This window comes from Neorhizobium sp. P1_A6 (assembly GCF_056406795.1).
Genome location: NZ_JBFTZM010000004.1, coordinates 18,879 through 39,560, shown reverse-complemented (window position 1 = coordinate 39,560; position 20,682 = coordinate 18,879). Strand labels below are relative to the sequence as shown.

Here is a 20,682-nt window from a genome sequence, read left to right as displayed (position 1 = left end):
TGTGGCAGGAGTCAATTCAGGCGCGACACGACAAAAAACAGGCCCGCAAAGCGAGCCTGTTCTCAGTCCTCAAATGGGTGATCAACGAACGTAGACGATCTTGCCACCGTTGGCGGCCGTTTCGATACCCGCCACGTTCTGCAACTGGACGTTCTTCTCTTCGAGAGCTGCCATCAGGTTGGAATCCGTTCGGATCTGCGCCTGGGCAGCCTCCGCTGCCTGCGGGTTGGGTGTCGTCAGCGTCGGCGGGATCTTGTCGTTCGACGATTCGCTATCCGTAGCTTCGGTAATGTAGACCACCGTCACGTCCGACGGGGAGGGGGCCGGCGTGGTCGGGGCAAGGTCCTGGGCGTAAACGCCCCCGATTGAGGAAGCGGATATAAGAGTTGCGAGAGCAATAACCTTCTTCATAACATGTTCCTTTCTCGGTTCTTGGGCGCCGAACATGTGTCTCTTCAGCACCAAGATATGGACGGAACCGGAAACGCCCGGAGATTGTTCCGGGCTTTTCCGAAATCATCTCTAAGCAGCAATGATTTAAGGTTCCATCACCCGCGTAGAGGCGATTGTGAATGGCTTTCGCCGAAACGGGGTCCGGAGAAAAGACACCGGGCCCCGTTTCATCAACGGCGAATCAGCGGACGTAGACGGTCCGGCTGCCATCGGCGGCGGTGTCGATCGCCACGACGTTGTTGAGTTCGACGTTCTGCTTCAGAAGATCGGCTCGCAGCGCGCGGTCGGCCTTCACCTCGGCCTGTGCCTTCTGCACCATTGCCGGGCTTGGATGGATGATGCTCTCAGGCACGTCGAGCCGTTTGGCGCTGTTGTCGATTTCGGGATCGGTATAGACGATGGCGACATCGCCGGCGGGCTTGGCCGTCATGCCCATATCGCGGGCATATGCGGTTCCCATCGTGGCTGCGGACATCAGGACTGCGAGAGCAAAAGCCTTGTTCATGGTCGTTCTCCTATTGGATAAACCAGCCGAGGGGCGTTTGAGGCGTCGGTTGGGCGTTTAGCGACGGGAGAACGTCGACCCGGTTCCCCGGTTCCGTTTAAAATTGTTACAAATAGGCAATGATTACAATGCGTTAATCTTCCGTCACATTTGCGTGTGACGGAAGATCCGGACATAGTTTCGGACTTTTTTGCGCCTGGGAAATTACGCGGCTTCGCGCGCCAGTTCGTCGGCGATGACGGTGTCCAGGTTCAGGAAGCAGACCATCGTCTTTTCAAGCGCGACGATGCCGCGGCAGAAGGCCCGCTGGGCTTCCGGAATGATTTCCGGGGCCGGCTGCAGGTCTTCACCACGAATGGTCATCATGTCGGAAACCTGTTCGACCAGCAGGCCGACCAGCTTGCCGGCGATGTCGGTGACGATGATTGCGGAACGTTCCGACGGTTCGGTCATCTTCATGCCGAGGCGGCAGGCCATGTCGATGACCGGGATCACCGCGCCACGCAGGTTGATGAGGCCGAGCACGTAGGACGGGGTGTGCGGCATCGGGGTCACCGGTGCCCAGCCGCGGATTTCGCGGATCGCCATGATGTCGATGCAGAATTCCTGGTCTCCGAGATGGAAGGAGACGATTTCGAGGTAGGCGCCGGACTGCTTGATGGCATTGCTCATGTCAGAACTCTTCCCATTTGTCTGAGGATCCCACGGCCTTCGGCTTGGCGGAGGTGGGGCTATTGCTGAAGGCTCCCGCGAGCTTGTTCATCAAGTTGAGTGCGGGCGATGGTTTGGGTGGCGTGGAAGCGCTCGCAGCCTCGACGGCGCGCGGGCCATTGCCTCCGCGGATCTGGAAATGGCTGATCAGCTGGTTGAGGTTTTCGGCATCGCTTGCCAGCGAATGGCTGGCAGCGGTGCTCTGCTCCACCATTGCGGCGTTCTGTTGCGTTGCTTGGTCCATCTGGCCGATCGCGATATTGATTTCCGTCAGTCCGGTCGATTGTTCGCGTGCAGAGGTGAAGATCGCGTGAACGTGGTCGTTGATTTTCAGCACGTCGTCGCCGATCCGCGTCAGCGCTTCGCCGGTCGCCTTCACCAGATCGACGCCGGTCTTGACCTCGTGGTTCGAACGGGTGACCAGCGCCTTGATATCCTTGGCCGCGCCGGCAGCGCGTCCGGCGAGTTCGCGGACTTCCTGGGCGACGACGGCAAAACCCTTGCCGGCTTCGCCCGCGCGGGCCGCCTCGACGCCGGCGTTGAGCGCCAGCAGATTGGTCTGGAAGGCGATCTCGTCGACGACGTTGATGATCTTGCCGATCTCGGCGGTCGCGTCCTCGATCCGCCCCATGGCGGCCGTGGCATCACGGACCACGCTGGTGGACTGTTCCGTGTAGTCCTTGGCATGGCTCACCATCTGGGTCGCCTCTTCGGCGCGGCTGGTGGCGTTGCGCACGGTCGAGGTGATTTCTTCGAGGGCTGCGGATGTCTCCTCAAGCGAGGCCGCCTGCTTCTCGGTGCGCTTGGCGAGATCGTCGGCGGCGGAGCGCATCTGATTCGCGTTTGCGCCGATGGAACTCGAGCTGGTGGCGACCTCGGTCATGACGTGGCGCAGGCGTTCGACGACCCGGTTGAAGTCGGTGCGCAGGCGCTCGAGGTCGCCCCGGAAGGGACGCTCGAGGGCGGCCGCAAGATCGCCTTCCGAGAGACGGTTGAGGGCGCTTGCAAGCGAATCGACTGCGAAGTGGAGCGCTTCGGCTTCTGCCTTCTGTTCGGACTCGCTCGTCTGCCGCCGGGTCTCGTTCTGGCGGCGTTCGTCTTCCAGATTGACCTCCAGGGTCTGGCGCTCGACGGCTGCAAGCCTGAAGACGTCGGTGGCGCGCGCCATTTCACCGATCTCGTCGCCGAGATCTATGCCGGGCACGGGGGTGTTGTAGTCGCCACCGATGATCCGCTGCATGCTGGCGCGAACGCCGTCGATGCCGCGCCGGATTGCGCCGCCGTGAATGCTCTGCAGGATCGCCATGGCGACCAATGCGATCAGGCCGCAGCCGAGTTGCACATAGAGCGAGGTCGAGGAAAGCGTATTCGCCTCCTGGACGCGGCTGCGCACCAGTTTCTCGCCCGCGACGGCAGCCGTATCGAGCATTGCGCCAACCCGTTCGCCGGCACCGTCGATGGCGTCGTCGATCTTGTCATAGGCCTCTTCGGGCGCGCCGGTTTCGACCATTTTTCTGAGATCGACCTGGATCGCCGTCGAAAGAGCTGCGAGGTCCGTCTCGAAATTCGAGGCGAGGCCTGGATTGCCGATTTCAGCCGCGAGTTTCTTCAGATTACCGGCAGAGCTTTTCAACTTGTCGGAGGAGTCCGCCATCGCCTTCAGCCGGCTCGGCTCGACCCGTTTGTCGTCGCGGTCGACGATCGTGTCCATCGCTGCCAGAACGAGTTCCAGGTTGGCGATGCGCATGCCGTCGACCGTATCCACATGCTCCTGGATATCGGTCGCGCGCTGCAGCGCTTCGTCGAGCTGTCGGCCTTCGTACCAGCCGACAAGCAGCATCGCGCCGATGCCGACAAAGGCGGAGCCTGCCAGCGTCCAGAGCCGGTGATTGACCGACAGCGTCTTGCGAAGGGGTTTTGCCGTCATGCTGTTGAAATTCCTCCCACGCCGGATCAGGTCCGGCAGACTGCAGATAGAGATGGAAACTGAGGGCGAGCCGGTGTCGGCGACATCATGTCTTTTCGCGGTCGACATAGCGGCCCCTAGTGTGATGCGTGCTGCATCCTCACTCCCATTCGCCGCTACGAATCGTAAACCACGTTCGCCTTTATAAGATCTCAGACAGGTATTAATCTTACCCTAAACTTGTTCGAAGATTGCCGGCCTTCTGAACGGCCGGAAAGGGTGGTAGATTGAACGTTATGGACAGTATAATCGAGACATACCGCCTGCCGCTGCTTGCCGCCGCAAGCCTGCTCTTGCTCGGCCTCGGAGGCATCGCCTTTTACGGCTGGCTCCGGTTCGGCTCTTCCATCCTGCTGACGCTCGGTGAGACCGGCCTTTCCTGGTGTTTCTGACCGGCTGCCGGTTCGGTGAGACAGATCAGCGCGATATCTCTCGAAAACGGCTTCTTGAATTGCTTCGCTGCCGCCTGGGGTCTATCGATCCGTCATTAGGTCTGAGCTGAAGAGATACCGATGAAAAGCTTTCGCACCATCCTCTGGGTCGCCGTCGTGGCGCTTGCCGGCGTGCTTGTCTGGCTGACGATGGAGGTGACCGGCTCGAAACAGCAGCTTAGCGAAGGTCCGTTCGGCGTGCCGTTCCAGCTCGTTGCCCAGAACGGCCAGCCGATCACCGAAAAGGCCTTCCAGGACAAGCCGACGGCGCTGTTCTTCGGCTTCACCCATTGCCCGGAAGTGTGCCCCACGACGCTGTTCGAGCTGAACGGCTGGCTGCACAAGGTCGATCCGGATGGCACCAAGCTCAACGGCTATTTCGTCAGCATCGATCCGGAGCGCGACAGTCCGGAACTGCTCGGCCAGTATGTGTCGAACGTCACCGACCGGGTGAAAGGGATTTCCGGTCCGCCGGCCAAGGTCCAGGAGATGGCCAAGGGTTTCAAGGTCTATTTCAAGAAAGTGCCGGTCGACGAGAAGGATCCGAACGGCGACTACACCATGGACCATACGGCCTCGGTGTTCCTGCTCGACAATGGTGGGCGCTTCGCCGGCACCATTGCCTATGGCGAAAACCCAGACGTCGCCGTCAAGAAGCTCGAAAATCTGATCAAGGGCTGACACGTTTGACGTTGAAGCCGACAGGGCTTCTGTGGCAATCCTCTCCGCCACCGATCAATAGCTGAGAGACCGTTTCCTTGAGCGAAATCCGCCTTTACGTCACGTCCACCGAAAAAGGTGCGGCCGAGATCCTCGATATCCTGTCGGAGGTTTTCGGCGAAGAGGACTTCGCCATCGCCACAACCGAGGTGGACGAGAAAAAGGACATCTGGGAAGCCTCTGTCTACATGCTGGCGGATGACGAGGAGATGGTGCGCGAGCGCGTCGCCGAAGGCCTCGCCCAGGCCTTTCCCGCTCTCGAAATCCAAAGGGAAGTCATCCCGGATATCGACTGGATCGCCAAGTCGCTGGAGGGGCTGAAGCCGGTGAGGGCAGGGCGGTTCATCGTCCACGGCTCACATGACCGCGACAAGGTGAAGGTCAACGATATCGCCATCGAGATCGATGCGGGCCAGGCCTTCGGCACCGGCCATCACGGCACGACCGCCGGCTGCCTCGAAGTGATCGAGGAGGTGATGCGCGCAAGGACCGTCCGCAACGCGCTCGACCTCGGAACCGGAAGCGGCGTATTGGCGATTGCCGCGCGCAAGCTGCGCAATATCCCGGTGCTCGCGACCGACATAGACCCAGTCGCTGTTCGGGTGGCCCGGGAAAATGTCCGCCGCAACGGCATCGCCACCGGCATCCGCCTGGAGACGGCGCCGGGATTTCATTCGCCGGCATTCGATCGGGAGGGGCCGTTCGACCTGATCATCGCCAACATTCTGGCACGGCCGCTGATGAAGATGGCGCCGCAGCTCGCGGCCCATCTGGCGCCCGGCGGTTCGGTGATCCTCTCCGGCATCCTGGCTACACAGCGCTGGAAGGTGCTGGCCGCCTATAGCGGCGTCCACCTCGCTCACGTCCGTACCATCTGGCGCAATGGCTGGGTAACGATCCACCTGCGCCACGATTGATTCGTATGCGTGTGCAGCATTGAATTCTGCGCATGGCTTCTGAGGCAGACAGCAAAAAGGCGACACCAGTGGTGCCGCCTTGCGATCAGTTCTGAGACTGATCTACCCGCGAGCCTGAGGAGGGAGATGCTCGAGCGGGCCTCGTATCCTGAAAGCCGGGGCGGGTGAGGGAGGAGAGCCCGCGCCGGCCGAATATCAGAATACGTAGCTTAGAATACGTAGTTCTGTGCACCCTTGCGGCGCAGTTCTTCGCGGCTGGTGCCGAGGCCCTTCAGCGTTTCGTCGTCGAGGCCCAGCAGGGCGCCGTTGACGTAACGGGCAACCTGACGCTCGCGAGCTTCGACCATGCGGTTGAAGGCATTGCGGAAGAAAGAATTGGCCATGGAAGCGATCCTCTTGATACGGACCTTGTTCGGCGCCCGTTCGATGAGATGAATATAGCGATTGCTGCACCGCACAGTGAGAGGGATTCTCTCATTGGTGGTATGCGTTTGCTGCATATGAAGGCTATGTCGCCGCCAAACGCATTGAGCAGATGCACAATCGCCGATCATTTCCGGCTCGGCTGGCAATGTCTGCCGAAGATCGGCTAACATGATCGCAACCTCTCGGAATCAAGCAGCCCGGAAACTCAAGCCCATGTTCCAGTCCTTCGAAGTGAAGTCCGCCCCGCAGTTCGGCCGCGATCGCGTCAGCGCGCTCCGGGCGAAATTCGCCGATCTCGGCATTGACGGTTTTCTTATTCCCCGCGCCGACGAATACCAGGGCGAATACGTGCCGGCCTCCGCCGAACGCCTGTCATGGCTCACCGGCTTCACCGGATCGGCCGGCATGGCGCTCATCACGCAACGTGAGGCTATCGTTTTCGTCGATGGACGTTACGTCACCCAGCTTGCCGAACAGGTGGACGGCTCGATGTTCGCCGCTGGCGATCTCGTCAACGAACCGCCGCATGTCTGGCTGCCGCGCCACGGCGCAAAAGGTTTCCGGCTCGGTATCGATCCGTGGCTGCATGCGGGCGCGGAAGTGCGGCGGCTGGAAAAGGCGCTTGCCGAGATCGGCGGTTCGCTGGTGCTGCTCGACGCCAATCCGCTCGACGCCATCTGGACCGATCGTCCCGCCGAGCCGCTCGGCGCCGTGTCGATCCAGAAACAGGAGCATGCCGGCACCCTGGCGAGCGAGAAGATTGCGGCGATTGCGAGCCAGGTGAAGGAGAAGGGCGCTGCCGCTGTCGTCATCGCCGATCCGACATCGGTCGCCTGGATCTTCAACATCCGCGGCGATGACGTGCCGCATACACCCTATCCGCTGTCGCGCGCCATCATTCCGGCCGAGGGCAAGGCGGAGATTTTTCTCGACCCGCTCAAGACCGGCATCGAACAGGCCGCCTACCTGGCTCAGATTTGCGTGCAGCGCCCGCCTTCGGAATTCCTGGCGCGGCTTGCGGCCTTTTCGGCGGATGGCGCAAAGATCCTGATCGATCCCGAGCTGACGCCGCTGGCGCTCACCAAAGCGATCACGGCCGCCGGCGGCGAGGTGGTCGAGACTTCCGATCCGGCAAAACTGCCGCGCGCCTGCAAGAACCGCGAGGAGCTCGACGGCTCGGCCAAGGCGCATCTCCAGGATGGTGCGGCGATGGTCGAATATCTCTGCTGGCTTGACGCCCAGGCGCCCGCCACGATCACCGAGATCGATGCGGTCAAGGCGCTGGAGGCGACCCGTGCCCGCGTCGGACAAAACATGCAGAACCCGCTGAAGGACATTTCCTTCGACACGATCTCCGGCGCCGGCGAACACGGCGCGGTCATCCACTACCGGGTGACAACCGAGACCAACCGCAAGCTCGAAGCGGGCGAGCTGTTCCTGGTCGATTCGGGCGCGCAATATGTCAACGGCACGACCGACATCACTCGCACGGTCGCGGTCGGCTCTGTTCCGGAAGAGCACAAGCGTTTCTTCACGCTGGTACTGAAGGGCATGATCGGCATCAGCACGGCGCGGTTTCCGAAGGGCACCCGCGGCTGCGATCTCGATCCGCTCGCCCGCATCGCGCTCTGGAAGGCCGGCGGCGATTATGCACATGGCACCGGCCATGGCGTCGGCTCATACCTCTCGGTGCATGAGGGGCCGCAGCGGATCTCGCGGCTGGCGACCCAGGAACTGCTGCCCGGCATGATCCTTTCCAACGAGCCCGGTTATTACCGTCCCGGCTCGTTCGGCATCCGTATTGAGAACCTGATCTATGTGAAGGGTCCGCAAGAGATCGACGGCGGCGACCAGCCGATGCTCGCCTTCGAGACGCTGACCTGGTGCCCGATCGACCGCCGCCTCGTTCTGCCTGACCTGATGACCGCCGAGGAACTCGGCTGGCTGAACGGCTACCATGCCGCCGTGTGCGAAAAGCTGCTGCCGCTGATCGACGACGAGGCGGTCAAGACCTGGCTGGTGAAGGCGACAGAGCCGCTTTCCTGAAGCAGGACGCCTTTAGAAGCCCAGGAGGTGGCGGCAGATCATCGCTGCCGCCCAGCCGGCGCCGAGCAGCAAGAGACCCGGATACCGGATGCCGACCACGAGCGCGGCCAGCATGGCGATCTTGACGTCCCAGCCGCCGTTGAAGAAGGCGGGGGCGACGAGCGTGGTCAGGACCGCTGCCGGTACCGCGTTGAGAGCCTGCTCCATGCGCGGCGGGATCGTCTTCATCCGGGTAATCAGCACATATCCGCCGATGCGGGTAAGGTAGGTCGCGACCGCAGCGGCCAATATCAGCAGAGCCATATCCGCGGAGATGAGGTCGGTCATGTCAGCTCTCCATCTCGGCGGCGGCGTTCGCCGGCACGGAATCGGTGGACAGCGGCAAGAAAGCCGCGACGACCACTCCGACCGCGGCACCAATGCTGACATGCCAGGGCGAGCCGACAAAATGATAGCCGAGCACGGAACCGAGTGCGCTCGCCACTACCACCGGATAAAAGCCCGGCTTGCTGCGAAAGCCGATGACCAGCCCAAGGAAATAGACCGGCAGCAGCACGTCGATCGCAAGCGAACGCGGATCGCCCATCATCCGCCCGAAAAACGCGCCGATGACGCTGAAGAACAGCCAGGGGAAATAAATCGCAGCGCCGAAGCCGATATACCATCGGAAGCTGACGCCCTGGCCGCTTTCGCCGCGTTTCACGGCTTCCGCGAATTGCGGGTCGGTCAGCACGAAGAAGGTCAAGAGTTTCTGGACCGGCGTGAAATGGGTAATGTATCGGGTCAGCGCCGCCGAATAGAGGATATGGCGGAAATTGACGGCGAAGACGGAGAGCACGATCAGCCACGGCGCTACATGGTGGCCGAAAAGCTCGATGCCGACGAGCTGGCTGGCGCCGGCATAGACGGTCGCGCTCATCAGCCCGGCTTCCATGACCGAGAGGCCGTTGTCGCTTGCCACGGCGCCGAACAACACCGCGAAGGGCGCCGAGGAGAGGGCGATGATAAGCCCACCCTTCACACCCTGTTTGAATTCGCTGCGATTCATTGGATAAATCCTTTTCGCACCGGCTTTAGAGCCCTGCGGGACCTCGCGCAATTCAATTGGGCTGATGGAACGATCGATTCCGCTGAACTATCGAGCTCCGGCGGCTCCGGTGCCGTCGATCAGTCGGCGAGGATGTCCTTGCTCGAAACGATGCCGATTCCTTTGGCTCTCATCTCGGCGATGGCGCTCTTTACGCCTTCCGGATCGATGCCACGGCTGGCATCCTCGATGAAGCGCACTTTTACACCCGGCAGCATTTCCACGGCGTCAAGAGCGGAAAATTTCACGCAGTAGTCGGTTGCAAGCCCGCAAAGATCGAGTTCGGTCACCTGCTGGGCTCTCAGATAGCCCGCGAGGCCCGTTGTTGCGGCCTGGTCGTTGTCGCGGAAGGCGGAATAGCTGTCGACGGCAGGGTTCTCGCCCTTCTGCTGGATATAGTCGACGGCATCGACGTTAAGGTCCGGGTGGAATTCCGCATCCGGCGTGCCCTGCACGCAATGGTCGGGCCACATGACCTGCGGCTGGCCGGACAGTTCGCCCATGTCGAACGGCTTCTTACCCGCATGTCGCGAGGCAAAGCTGCCATGGTTTTCCGGGTGCCAATCCTGCGAGGCGACGATGACGTCGTAACCGCCGCCTTCTATCAGCTGATTTGCGACCGGCACGATCTCGTCACCGTGCGCCACGGGCAGATTGCCGCCCGGGCAAAAACCGTTCTGGATGTCGATCAGGAGCAGCGCTTTCATCCGTCATCCTCCGAATCCTGGATTGCCGAAGGATGCCAAGGGTGAAGGGCAGGATCAAGGCCGATATGTTTTGCAGCGCAGCAGTCAGCGCAGTTCCGTCGCGAGCTTGAGCACCGTATCCTGGCCAAGCGGCGCGTCGTCGGGAGCGACGATCAGCCGGTAGCCCATCAGCCTGGAGATCGGGGCAAGGGTGGCGAACATCAGCTTCTGCACCCAGATCGGCGGGCCCGCGAGGTAGAGATGGTCGCGATAGGCGTGGAGCTTCAGAGCGATGGCGAGAAGCTTCGCGTCCCCCTGTGGCGAGAAATTCTCCGGCGTCAGCACCGTCGACGCAGCGAGGTTGATGAAGAAACGCAGATGCTTCTGGCCGGGCGTGAACGACACCGTGGCATGGGTTTCGCTCTCGCTGGCATTGCGGAAGAAATGCGCCTTGCCACGCGGGACCATGACGGTTTCGCCGACATCGGCGAAATGTTCGACGCCGTCGATCATGATCATCAGCCGGCCCTTGTGGACGTGGAAATATTCGTCCGCCTTGGGATGGACGTGGGCGATCGCATTGCCGCCGCCCGAACCACCCTTTTCGAGGATGACGTCGAACTTGGACAGAGCCTCGCTTTCCACCGGATCGGTGAAGACGAAGGTCTCCTTGTTGAAGTGGTTGACGATCCTGGTATGGGCGGGCACGAGTGCTCTCGGCATGGGTTCTCTCCTTGGCAATCTTTGATCAGGGCAATCTTTTGATCGGGGCAACCCGTCGAACGGGGAAGTGCCGGGAGAATGGCCAGCAAGGCCAGTTCCGCCGGCGATAAAAGGCGTGTAGGTTGCCGGCGAAACTACCGCAAACACCTTTTTTGCCCGTCCATTCACCGTTTTTGCATAACCAATCCATGGGCCAATTGAACTACGACGATCTGCGCTTTCTGCTCGCCGTAGCCGAGACCGGCTCGACGCTTTCGGCTGCGCGCCTGTTGAAGGTCAGCCAGAGCACGGTGTCGCGGCGGATCGCCGGCCTGGAGCAGGATCTCGGCGTCGAACTCTTCGACAAAAGGCGCACCGGCTACGAGTTGACTGATGTCGGTCGATCGCTGATCGGCCCGGCGACGGTGGTGCGCGATGCCATGACGGCGTTCTCCAATGCAATGGACGCGGTTTCCTGCGACATTACCGGGAGCGTCCGTTTCACCACCAACGACGTATTGGCGGCTCGATTCCTGCCCTTGCTGATCAGCCGGCTCAAGGCGACGCATCCCAATATCAGCCTGCACGTGGTGACGACCGACAGCCGGCTCGATCTTTCAAGAGGGGACGCCGATATCGCGCTGCGCGCTGCCGCCCGTCCGGTCGAAGGCGGGCTCGTCGGCGTGCGGATCACCGACGACATCTGGAGCCTCTACTGCAGCCGCGCCTATGCCGAACGCCACGGCGTGCCTCGTGAAGTCGGCGAACTTCACCGGCATTCGCTGATCTCCATCGACCCGCATATCAAGGATCATCCGGCCGTTTTGTGGGTGCGGAAAAACTTCCCCGAAAACGCGATCGTAGTGCGGCAGAACACCGTCTCTGCAACGCTGTCGAGCATTCGCAGCGGGCTCGGGATTGGGCTGTTTTCGGAGTTCGTGGCGGCCGGTGACGACGACCTGATCTACTGTTTCCGACCCGAGATGCCGCCTGCTGCGGAGATCTGGCTGATCACCCATGAAAGGCTTCGGTATACACCTCGCGTCCGCGCGGTCATGGATGCCGCCAAGGCGCTGCTGCTCGAATATGTGTCCGAGGGCCGGCGGAGGGCAGAAAGAGAAATGGTATAAAAATTGTGATAAGCCTTGAAAGAATGAGATTTTGTGGCTAAACAGCAACGGTCGTTGGCTTGACCTGCCTTAAAGCGCGCCGAGGGGGACACCCTGTTGCCGCATTTCGGTTAAACTTCCGACGGCATGCGCTTTTATGTGCACCACCGAAACCAAATCGGGGCGACGTAAAGACATTGGTTACCATAATCGTTCATCCTCACATGCAGTCGATTGGCGGCGGTGAGCAGGTTCTCTTCTTGCTCAATGCTCGTCGGGGTTGTTTTGGCAGTCTCGCGGAAGCGATGCCTGCCCGTGTGAGTAACGGTTCGGGTAACGAGTGATGGCGCGTTCGGTCCAGACGTCGGTGAATGGCAGGCAGGCAGGCAAAGTTCCGCAACGCCGCAAGAAATCCCGCTCTCTCTTGGTCAATGTCACGGTCGGTTTCGGCCTGACGGTCGCAGCCCTGATGGGTGCGTCAATGGTTACCGTGGCGACCGCGGTGAAGTCGGCTTCCGACGTCAAGTTCGAAACGGCACTGACAAGACCGATCGCCCGTGTGGCTCCCGCCGCCGTTTCGCGTGAGCGAGAAATCGACGTCTCGAAATTCTCCCGCCTGCCCGGCAGCGCACCCGCCGATCCGAAGAGCAAGCGTCTGGCTGGCGCCGACGTGGCAGCCCTCGAGGCCCGCAAGCCGGATATTTCGGCCATCAAGCAGACGCTCAATGTCGCGATGGCGAAGGCCGTACGGCATCAGGAACATGAACAGCAGTTTGCCGCTCTCGAAAAGATCCGCCCGGATGCCAACGCCATCCGCGCCGTGCTTGCGCCTGCGATGGAAAACCTCGTCGTCGTGGCGCCGCGTGCCGGATCAACCTTGCCGGACATGATCCAGGATGCCGAGACGGTCACTACCGTTGCCGGGCTCAAGGACATGAAGCCCGTCGAGATGGCGGCGCTTGAAGAAACCGCTCTGAAGGAAGACGAGGACGGCGACGACGAAAGCGAAGTCGCGGTGGTCGAACAGGCCGCCCCGGCGGCGCCTGCCTATGCCCTGCCGAAGGCCGGCCCGCTGCCCGTGATCCGCCCGGGATCTACCGCCGACAAGCCCGCCAAGCCGGCAGCGCTTGCCGCCATCGCCGCGGTCGCGCCGCAAAAGCCCTCCAGGGCGGCTGACGGCGACGACAAGCCGACCGCGCTCGCCTTTGCCAAACCCGACAATCCGATGCGCGAGGAGCCGACCCGTCCCTCGCAATCCGCGCCGGCCTGGCCTGGAATCGGCACGAAAGTTGCCGTCTACGATATCGCCGGCGGCATGGTCTATATGCCGAACGGCTCGAAACTCGAAGCGCATTCCGGCATCGGCAAAATGCGCGACAACCCGAATTTTACGCATGTGACGATGCGTGGCCCGACGCCGCCCGGCACCTATAAGCTGTCGATGCGTGAAACGCCGTTCCACGGCGTTGCTGCGATCCGCCTGACGCCGGTCGACGGCAGGGCGCCGCAGGGCCGCACCGGCCTGCTCGCCCACAGTTTCCTGCTGCGGGTGCGCGGCGACTCGCATGGCTGCGTCGCCTTTGCCGACTACAACGCGTTCCTGAAAGCCTTCCAGCGCGGCGATATCACCCATATGGTGATCGTGCCCAAATGGGACGGCAAACGTCCCGGCCGCGGCACCAATGGCGGCTTCATGGCCAAGCTGTTCGGCAACAACGACGCCTGATCAGGCGTTGTCTCCTCCGGCTCAATTTCAGCCGAGAATATCCCTCGCCACGCGCATAAAGATTTTCGTGCCGATCGAGATCAGGTCGTCGGGAAAATCATAGTTCGGATTGTGCAGGTTCGGCATGTTTTCGCCGGCACCCAGGAAGAACATCGCTGATTTCGACACGGTCGCGAACCGGCCGAAATCCTCCGAGCCGCGCATCGTTTCTCCCGCCTCGTGCGAAATGCCTTCGGATTCCATCGCCGCACGCAGCAGGACGGTAGCTTCCGCATGGTTTTCGCAATGGCTGAAGATGTCGTGATAGTCCATCTCGTATCCGAGACCGCCGACTGCTGCGACCTCGCGGACCAGATCTTCGGCCCTGGTCGTCAACGCCTGCATCTGGCCATCGGTCATGGTGCGCAACGTTACCCAGACCTCGGCATGGCCGGGCGCAATCCCAAAGGCCGGTTCGCCGACCGAGGCATGCGTCACCGTTGCCAGCACCATGTCGCCGGTTGCGATCGAGCCCTGGCTCAGGGCCGTCAGCGCCGGCATCAGCGTTGCCACCGCCGGCACCGGCGAGATGCCGGTCTCCGGCATGGAGGCATGCGCGGTGCGGCCGGACAGGACGATCTTCAGACCACGCGAGGCGCAGTTGACGATGCCTTCCTTCAGCCAGGCATGGCCGAGCGGCAGGCCCGGCATGTTGTGCAGGGAAAAGCTATAATCCGGCGCCAGTTCCTGGAATTTTTCGTCGGCGATGACGGCCGCCGCGCCGGCGCCTGTCTCCTCGGCCGGCTGGAAGAGCAGGATGACGCGGCCGCGTTTCGGCTTTTCCCGGCCGAACTGCCGCCCCAGCGACGCAAGCATGGTCATGTGACCGTCGTGGCCGCACATATGACCCTTGCCGGGGATTTTCGAGCGATGGTCCGGCGTGCCGATCTCCTCGATCGCCAGCGCGTCCAACTCGGCGCGGAACAGAACGGTCGGGCCGGGAAGGCCGCTGTCATAGATAACCGCGACGCCCGTGCCGCCGAGACCGGCCACAACCCGATCCGGTTTCGTATCAGCCAGGAACCCTTGCACCTCCGCCGCCGTCGCAATCTCCTCGCCGGAGATTTCCGGCATGGCATGCAGCTTGCGTCGCCATGCGGTGAGCTCGATGACGTCCTGATTGCTGAGAAACATGGGCGCTCCCTGATTGCCGGGTTTGATCCGAGGTAACCGGGGCAGGGGCTCCCTGCAAGCAGAACCTCTGCCCTCGGCGTTCACCACTCGATGCCGATCTTGCCGAAATGGCTGCCGCTCATCTCGTAGCGGAAGGCGTCGGCGAGCTTTTCGAGCGGAAACACCCGGTCGATCACCGGCCGGACGAGACCCGTATCGAGTGCACGCACGAAATCCTGCTGCTGCCGGCGGCTGCCGACCAGGATGCCCGATAGAACCGCCTGCTTGCCCATCAGCGCCGCGGTCGGCACTTCGCCGCGCGCGCCGGTCAGCACCCCGATCATGGCGATATGGCCGCCCATCTTTACCGCCTGAATGGATTGCCCGAGCGTTACCGGGCCGCCGACTTCCACCACATGGTCGACGCCGCGGCCGCCGGTCCAGTCAAAAACCTGTTTGCCCCAGTCGGCATGATCCCTGTAGTTGACCGTGAACTCGGCCCCGAGCTTTTCGGCGCGCTCCAGCTTTTCGTCCGATGAGGAGGTGATCGCCACCCGCGCGCACATGGCTTTGGCGATCTGCAGCGCATAGATCGACACGCCGCCCGTGCCGAGCGCCAGCACCGTCTCGCCGGCCTTCAGCCTGCCGAGCTCGACAAGCGCCCGCCAGGCGGTCAGGCCTGCCGTGCTGATCGTTGCCGCTTCCACATGGCTGAACCCTTTCGGAGCAAGCGTGAAGGCGGCCGCCGGCCGTACCGCATATTCGGTCGCAAACCCGTCGATGCCATCGCCCGGCGTGCGCGAAAAACCGCCGGGCAAAGGCGGGCCGTCCTGCCAGTCCGGAAAGAAGCAGGAGACCACATGATCGCCCGGCTTGAACTCGCTCACCACGTCGCCGACCTCCTCGACCACGCCGGCGCCATCCGCCATCAGCACCCGCCCATCGGTCGGCGTCCGGCCGCTTGCGACGCTCAGGTCATGGAAATTGATCGAACTCGCATGCAGCGCCACCCGGATTTCGCCCCGGCCTGGTTTGCCGGGGTCTGGCAGGTTGGCGAGCTTCAGGGCATCGAGGCCGCCGGGGGCCGTGACGATGGCTTTCATGGTGTCCTCCGCTTAAAATTCAAAAATCTCCCCTGCTTCAGGTAGCGGGAGGCAGGGAGGCTGACAAGGTGAATGTCCGCGCCGCCGCAGAGTTTGCGGCGAAACCCTCTGCTGCGGCTGTGGCGATGGATGTGGAGGTGATAAGGCGGAGACGAGGTGACGTTTCGGCAGCATATTCAGAGAGTCGCAGAAGACGCCTGATCGTGTAGACTGAGAACCAATCGATCCGCCACGTCGAGGATATTGATGTTTGCAACAAGCAACCCCGTCGTTTCGCGTTTGTCGGCGGCTGTGATCGCGGTCTCGGCCTGGCTTGGCTTGTTCATCGAGCTGCGGGCGGTATTGGCGAACGGGTTCGACCTGCCGGTGGCATTGTGGACCATCTTCGCCTATTTCACCATCATCACCAACTTCCTCGTCGCTCTATTGTTCTCGCATATCGCCGTGGTCGGACCTCGTGCCGATCATGGATGGTATGTCGCCGGTGTGGCATTGAGCATTGCTTTGGTGGGGGGCGTGTTCGCCCTGCTGCTACAGGGCCTTCGCGAATTGAGCAGCGCGGGGATTGTCGGTGACTTCCTGCTGCACCGCCTCAATCCGCTGCTGGTGCCGCTTTTCTGGCTTTTCCTGGTCTCGAAGAATAACCTCGCGTTCCGAGCGCCGTTTCAATGGGCGGTATTCCCCCTCCTCTACTTCGTTTACGCGATTGCCCGAGGTTTGTCGGAGGGGCGATATGCCTATCCGTTTCTCGACGTTGCCGCACTTGGCTGGGCACGTGTCGCGGTCAACGCAATCGGAATAGCGATCGGTTACCTGATCGCCGGCACTATGATGGTGTGGCTGGATCGAAGGCTTGGGAAGGCGGCACGGATAAGCTGAGGTCGAGCGACCGCTCTGTCTCACACCCGCTCCACAAACCCCTCAAGCACCCGCTTCTGACCGGCGCGATCGAACTCGATCGTCAGCTTGTTGCCCTCGATCGCCGAAATATTCCCGTTGCCGAACTTGACATGGAACACCCTATCTCCGACCGAGAATTGCGAAGGCGTGTCGGCCACCGATTTGGCCACCAGTTCGCCGTCGATGGTGCGGGTGCGTGGGCCGCTTTCGCCGTAGCCGATGCGTTCCACGGCGTGGCCGGAGCGGGTGCCCCAGTTGTCGCGGGTGGCATCGGTCTTGTTGGCCTGGGCGCGTTTCCAGCCGGGCGTCGAATAGGTGTTGGCGAAGGGATCGGCCTTGTCGAAGCGTGATTGGCCGTAGCCGCCGCGCCCGCCATAACCGCCGTAATTGCTGTCCGAGGCTGCGACGTCCACATGGGCGGCCGGCAGTTCTTCGAGGAAACGAGACGGCATGGTCGATTGCCACAGGCCGTGGATGCGGCGGTTCGAGACGAACCAGATATGGCAGCGGTGTTTTGCGCGCGTCAGGCCGACATAGGCGAGGCGGCGTTCTTCTTCCAGCCCTGAGCGGCCGCCCTCGTCGAGCGCCCGCTGGTGCGGGAACAGGCCTTCCTCCCAGCCGGGCAGGAAGACCGTGTCGAATTCCAGGCCCTTGGCCGAATGCAGCGTCATGATCGACACGGCATCGAGGTTTTCGTTGTTCTCGGCATCCATGACCAGCGAGACGTGTTCAAGGAAGCCGCGCATGCTCTCAAATGCTTCCATGGAACGCACGAGTTCCTTGAGGTTTTCCAGGCGGCCCGGCGCTTCCGCCGACTTGTCGTTCTGCCACATGGCGGTATAGCCGCTCTCGTCGAGGATCTGCTCGGCAAGCGTCGTGTGTAACGTGTTTTCGAGCAGGCCCTGCCAGCGGCGGAAATCGGTCACCACGTCGAACAGCGCCTTGCGCGCCTTCGGTTTCATCTCGTCGGTCTCGATAAGGTCGGCCGCAGCCTGCAGCATCGGGATGTCGCGGGCGCGGGCATAGTCGTGCAGGTAACGCACGGTCGTGTCGCCGAGGCCGCGTTTCGGGGTGTTGATGATCCGCTCGAAGGCGAGGTCGTCGGAGGGCTGGCAGACCATGCGGAAATAGGCCATGGCGTCGCGGATCTCGAGCCGCTCGTAGAAGCGTGGGCCGCCGATGACGCGGTAGTTGAGGCCTAACGTCACGAACCGGTCTTCGAACTCGCGCATCTGGAACGAGGCGCGCACCAGGATCGCCATGTCGTTGAGCTTGTGCTTGCCGCGCTGGAGGTTCTCGATTTCCTCGCCGACGGCGCGTGCTTCCTCCTCCGAATCCCAGGCGGCATGCACCACCACCTTCTCGTCGTCGGGATCGGAGCGGTCGGTGAACAGCGTCTTGCCGAGCCGGCCCTCGTTATGGGCGATCAGATGGCCGGCGGCGCCGAGGATGTGTTCGGTGGAGCGGTAGTTGCGTTCCAGCTTGATCACTTTTGCGCCCGGAAAATCCTTCTCGAAGCGCAGGATGTTGTCGACTTCGGCGCCGCGCCAGCCATAGATCGACTGGTCGTCGTCGCCGACGCAGCAGACGTTCTGCGGAACGTCCTTTGGCCGCTGGGCAAGCAGCCGCAGCCACATATATTGCGCCGTATTGGTGTCCTGATACTCGTCGACCAGGATATAGCGGAATTTTCCGTGATATTCCTTGAGCAGGTCCGGGTTCTTGCGGAGGATCGCGATCGGGTGCAGCAGAAGATCGCCGAAATCGCAGGCGTTCAGCGTGCGCAGGCGTGCCTGATAGGCGGCATAGAGCTCGCGGCCCTTGCCGTTGGCAAAGGCTCGGGCGTCGCCCTCGGCAATGTCCGGCGGCGTCAGGCCCTTGTTCTTCCAGGTGTCGATCATGCCAGCGAACTGTTTTGCAGGCCAGCGTTTGTCGTCCAGTCCCTCGGCCTGGATCAACTGCTTGATCAGCCGCACCACGTCGTCGGTGTCGAGAATGGTGAAGTCGGAGCGAAGGCCCGCGAGTTCCGCATGGCGGCGCAACAGTTTCACGCCAATCGAGTGGAAGGTGCCCATCCACGGCATGCCCTCGACCGCGCCGCCGACGAGCACGCCGACGCGTTCCTTCATTTCGCGGGCAGCCTTGTTGGTAAAGGTCACCGCAAGAATTTGTGACGGGTAGGCGCTGCCGGTTGCCAGGATATGGGCGATGCGGGTGGTCAGCACCCGCGTCTTGCCCGTGCCCGCGCCCGCGAGCACGAGAACCGGTCCGTTCAGCGTCTCGACCGCCAGCCGCTGCTCGGGGTTGAGGCCTGCGAGATAGTCGGGCGCACGATGCTGGTCGCGGGCCGCCATGGCCCGCGCGGCGATGCCGAGGCCGCCACTGCCCTCAGCCTGTGCCGGAGCGGGGGCCGTGTTGCGCGGCGCCTGCGGGTGCTGCGGTTCTTCATCGAAGAACGGAATGTCGTCGAAACTGTTCGTCATGCGGCCAATGTAGTGATTCGGACCTGAAAGACCAGAAAATGTTCTGCTTTCATTCCCAGTCTCCACACAAGGCAAGGCTAAAGTGTGAAGAGGCTGCCGGTTGCGCTCTGCGAAAGCGGCAATTTTAGGAGTATAAGTATGCTTGCCGTCTAACATACCCGTGAGATTTCGCGAGGTTACATTTTTGTAAGGTTGCCGAAGACCCATTGCGTGAGCACCCGCAAAAAAGGATACTCCCGGGCAATATGGCCTTTTCGTGCCTCCTTCGGAGAATTGAATGCGGATTTGGAAACAGCTTCTGCTCTGTCTCGCCGTCCTGGCGGGAGCGCTGGCTCTGTGGGTTTACCTGGTGCCGAGTGCAGGAGCCACGCTTGCAAAGATCGGCGTTCCCGGTGGAGTGATTGCCGCCATAAGCCCGAAACATGCCCCCCAGCCCGCAACGGCAGCAGCCGGCAGTGCCAACGGCAATGCGGCGACGCGCCAGCAAGGCCAGGGCRCAGCACAGGGAAATTCGCAGAACGGAGCCGCGAACGCGGCCCAKAACAACGCGGGCCAGAACGGCCAGCGCGGGGCAGGCGGCCAGGGCGGACAGGGTGGCAACCGCGCCACGCTCGTCGTCGCCCAGCCGGTGGCGATCGGCACCGTCAACGACCGCCTCACGGCGATCGGCAGCGGCGAGGCGATCCAGTCCGTCGTCGTCATGCCGCAGTCTTCCGGCACGATCAACGAGATCAGGGTCGTTTCCGGCCAGAAGGTCACCAAGGGCCAGGTGCTCGCCCGCCTCGACGACGAAGAACAGACGATCGAGCGCGAAAAGGCGCAGGTCGCGCTGCAGAGCGCCCAGGAAAAATCCGCTTCCTACAAGAACCTCCAGTCGTTCTCGCGCCTCGACGTGCTCAATGCCCAGATCGCCGAACAGGCTGCCAAGCTTGCGCTCGCCACGGCCGAACTCAACTTGAAGCGCCGCGATATCGTCGCGCCGATCGCGGGCATCGCGGGCATCGTCGCGGTCAATATCGGCGACAACGTCACCACCCAGACCAATGTGGTGACGATCGACGACCGCACGGCTATTTTGGTCGATTTCTGGGCGCCGGAGCGTTTCGCCGTCGCCATCGAGCCGGGCCAGGCAGTCGACGCGAGCTCGATCGCCCGTCCGGGCCAGGTCTTCTCCGGCAAGGTCGAGGCGATCGACAACCGTATCGACGCGGCAAGCCGCACGATGCGCATCCGCGCCCGTGTCGAAAATCCGGGCGATGTTCTGCGCGCCGGCATGGCCTTCAATGTCGGCATGCGCTTTGCCGGCGAAAGCTACCCGGCGGTCGATCCGCTCGCCGTCCAGTGGGACGGCGAGGGTTCCTATGTCTGGCAGGTCAAGGACAATAAATCGGTCAAGACCCGGGTGCGCGTCGTTCAGCGCAATCCCGATGCGGTGCTCGTGGGCRCCGAGCTCCAAGAGGGCGACAGGATAGTGACCGAAGGTCTGCAACGGGTGAGGGAGGGGGCGTCGGTCCGGGTTTTCGGCGCGCCGGAAACCGCTGAGGTGGCGCGCCAATGAA

Annotated in this window: 20 protein-coding genes; 8 read left to right on the top strand and 12 right to left on the bottom strand. The window is 62.2% G+C overall.

All coding sequences use genetic code 11. The annotated features are described in order from the left end of the window. Nucleotides 1–81: 81 nt before the first annotated feature. The 4 genes from AC1D3C_RS09685 to AC1D3C_RS09670 all read right to left on the bottom strand — a co-directional run bounded on the left by AC1D3C_RS09685 (nucleotide 82) and on the right by AC1D3C_RS09670 (nucleotide 3,596). Nucleotides 82–411, bottom strand: a complete 330-nt coding sequence (locus tag AC1D3C_RS09685) for a hypothetical protein (protein ID WP_477482719.1) — start codon at nucleotides 409–411, stop codon at nucleotides 82–84. A 223-nt stretch (nucleotides 412–634) separates the two neighbouring features. Then, entirely contained in the window at nucleotides 635–958 is a 324-nt protein-coding gene (locus AC1D3C_RS09680) for a hypothetical protein (protein WP_038543504.1), read from the bottom strand. A gap of 204 nt (nucleotides 959–1,162) precedes the next feature. Continuing rightward, entirely contained in the window at nucleotides 1,163–1,630 is a 468-nt protein-coding gene (locus tag AC1D3C_RS09675) for a chemotaxis protein CheW (RefSeq protein ID WP_007770391.1), read from the bottom strand. A 1-nt stretch (nucleotide 1,631) separates the two neighbouring features. Beyond that, nucleotides 1,632–3,596 (bottom strand): methyl-accepting chemotaxis protein, encoded by a 1,965-nt coding sequence (locus AC1D3C_RS09670; protein WP_477482718.1) that lies wholly within the window; start codon nucleotides 3,594–3,596, stop codon nucleotides 1,632–1,634. 275 nt (nucleotides 3,597–3,871) lie between these two features. Here AC1D3C_RS09670 and AC1D3C_RS09665 point away from each other — a divergent pair, with 275 nt between their 5' ends. From AC1D3C_RS09665 to AC1D3C_RS09655, 3 genes are all read left to right on the top strand, one after another. Next, nucleotides 3,872–4,027, top strand: coding sequence for a hypothetical protein (locus AC1D3C_RS09665; RefSeq protein WP_477482717.1), 156 nt, complete (start codon nucleotides 3,872–3,874; stop codon nucleotides 4,025–4,027). A 120-nt stretch (nucleotides 4,028–4,147) separates the two neighbouring features. Then, nucleotides 4,148–4,747 carry an SCO family protein gene (locus AC1D3C_RS09660; protein WP_477482716.1) on the top strand — a complete coding sequence of 200 codons (600 nt, stop codon included), beginning with the start codon at nucleotides 4,148–4,150 and terminating at the stop codon, nucleotides 4,745–4,747. A gap of 77 nt (nucleotides 4,748–4,824) precedes the next feature. Further along, nucleotides 4,825–5,703, top strand: coding sequence for a 50S ribosomal protein L11 methyltransferase (locus AC1D3C_RS09655; protein ID WP_477482715.1), 879 nt, complete (start codon nucleotides 4,825–4,827; stop codon nucleotides 5,701–5,703). A gap of 209 nt (nucleotides 5,704–5,912) precedes the next feature. Here AC1D3C_RS09655 and AC1D3C_RS09650 read toward each other — a convergent pair whose 3' ends face one another. Further along, complete coding sequence (locus tag AC1D3C_RS09650; protein WP_038549294.1) at nucleotides 5,913–6,086, bottom strand: hypothetical protein; 174 nt, start codon at nucleotides 6,084–6,086, stop codon at nucleotides 5,913–5,915. A 256-nt stretch (nucleotides 6,087–6,342) separates the two neighbouring features. On the opposite strand from AC1D3C_RS09650, the gene AC1D3C_RS09645 reads away from it, so the two are divergent. Beyond that, complete coding sequence (locus tag AC1D3C_RS09645; protein ID WP_477482714.1) at nucleotides 6,343–8,175, top strand: aminopeptidase P family protein; 1,833 nt, start codon at nucleotides 6,343–6,345, stop codon at nucleotides 8,173–8,175. Nucleotides 8,176–8,187: 12 nt separating this feature from the next. Here the strand turns inward: AC1D3C_RS09645 and AC1D3C_RS09640 are convergent, their stop codons facing one another. From AC1D3C_RS09640 to AC1D3C_RS09625, 4 genes are all read right to left on the bottom strand, one after another. Then, nucleotides 8,188–8,502, bottom strand: a complete 315-nt coding sequence (locus AC1D3C_RS09640; RefSeq protein ID WP_247039267.1) for an AzlD family protein — start codon at nucleotides 8,500–8,502, stop codon at nucleotides 8,188–8,190. Nucleotide 8,503: 1 nt separating this feature from the next. Further along, nucleotides 8,504–9,223, bottom strand: a complete 720-nt coding sequence (locus AC1D3C_RS09635; RefSeq protein ID WP_247039268.1) for an AzlC family ABC transporter permease — start codon at nucleotides 9,221–9,223, stop codon at nucleotides 8,504–8,506. Nucleotides 9,224–9,342: 119 nt separating this feature from the next. Continuing rightward, entirely contained in the window at nucleotides 9,343–9,969 is a 627-nt protein-coding gene (pncA, locus tag AC1D3C_RS09630) for a bifunctional nicotinamidase/pyrazinamidase (RefSeq protein ID WP_477482713.1), read from the bottom strand. 84 nt (nucleotides 9,970–10,053) lie between these two features. Further along, complete coding sequence (locus AC1D3C_RS09625) at nucleotides 10,054–10,671, bottom strand: cupin domain-containing protein (RefSeq protein WP_477482712.1); 618 nt, start codon at nucleotides 10,669–10,671, stop codon at nucleotides 10,054–10,056. A gap of 188 nt (nucleotides 10,672–10,859) precedes the next feature. Here AC1D3C_RS09625 and AC1D3C_RS09620 point away from each other — a divergent pair, with 188 nt between their 5' ends. Both AC1D3C_RS09620 and AC1D3C_RS09615 read left to right on the top strand, forming a co-directional pair. Continuing rightward, nucleotides 10,860–11,780 (top strand): LysR family transcriptional regulator, encoded by a 921-nt coding sequence (locus AC1D3C_RS09620; protein ID WP_477482711.1) that lies wholly within the window; start codon nucleotides 10,860–10,862, stop codon nucleotides 11,778–11,780. Between the two features lie 322 nt (nucleotides 11,781–12,102). Further along, complete coding sequence (locus AC1D3C_RS09615) at nucleotides 12,103–13,485, top strand: DUF2778 domain-containing protein (RefSeq protein ID WP_477482710.1); 1,383 nt, start codon at nucleotides 12,103–12,105, stop codon at nucleotides 13,483–13,485. A 27-nt stretch (nucleotides 13,486–13,512) separates the two neighbouring features. Here AC1D3C_RS09615 and AC1D3C_RS09610 read toward each other — a convergent pair whose 3' ends face one another. Together AC1D3C_RS09610 and AC1D3C_RS09605 are read right to left on the bottom strand one after the other, a co-directional pair. After that, nucleotides 13,513–14,658 carry an amidohydrolase gene (locus tag AC1D3C_RS09610; RefSeq protein WP_477482709.1) on the bottom strand — a complete coding sequence of 382 codons (1,146 nt, stop codon included), beginning with the start codon at nucleotides 14,656–14,658 and terminating at the stop codon, nucleotides 13,513–13,515. 80 nt (nucleotides 14,659–14,738) lie between these two features. Beyond that, nucleotides 14,739–15,740 carry a zinc-dependent alcohol dehydrogenase family protein gene (locus AC1D3C_RS09605; RefSeq protein WP_477482708.1) on the bottom strand — a complete coding sequence of 334 codons (1,002 nt, stop codon included), beginning with the start codon at nucleotides 15,738–15,740 and terminating at the stop codon, nucleotides 14,739–14,741. A gap of 246 nt (nucleotides 15,741–15,986) precedes the next feature. Here AC1D3C_RS09605 and AC1D3C_RS09600 point away from each other — a divergent pair, with 246 nt between their 5' ends. After that, nucleotides 15,987–16,619: a Pr6Pr family membrane protein gene (locus AC1D3C_RS09600; RefSeq protein ID WP_477483004.1), complete on the top strand. Its 633-nt coding sequence runs from the start codon at nucleotides 15,987–15,989 to the stop codon at nucleotides 16,617–16,619. 20 nt (nucleotides 16,620–16,639) lie between these two features. On the opposite strand, the gene AC1D3C_RS09595 is transcribed toward AC1D3C_RS09600, so the two are convergent. Continuing rightward, nucleotides 16,640–19,123 (bottom strand): ATP-dependent helicase, encoded by a 2,484-nt coding sequence (locus tag AC1D3C_RS09595; protein ID WP_477482707.1) that lies wholly within the window; start codon nucleotides 19,121–19,123, stop codon nucleotides 16,640–16,642. A gap of 277 nt (nucleotides 19,124–19,400) precedes the next feature. On the opposite strand from AC1D3C_RS09595, the gene AC1D3C_RS09590 reads away from it, so the two are divergent. Further along, nucleotides 19,401–20,681 (top strand): efflux RND transporter periplasmic adaptor subunit, encoded by a 1,281-nt coding sequence (locus AC1D3C_RS09590; RefSeq protein ID WP_477482706.1) that lies wholly within the window; start codon nucleotides 19,401–19,403, stop codon nucleotides 20,679–20,681. Nucleotide 20,682: the final 1 nt, after the last annotated feature.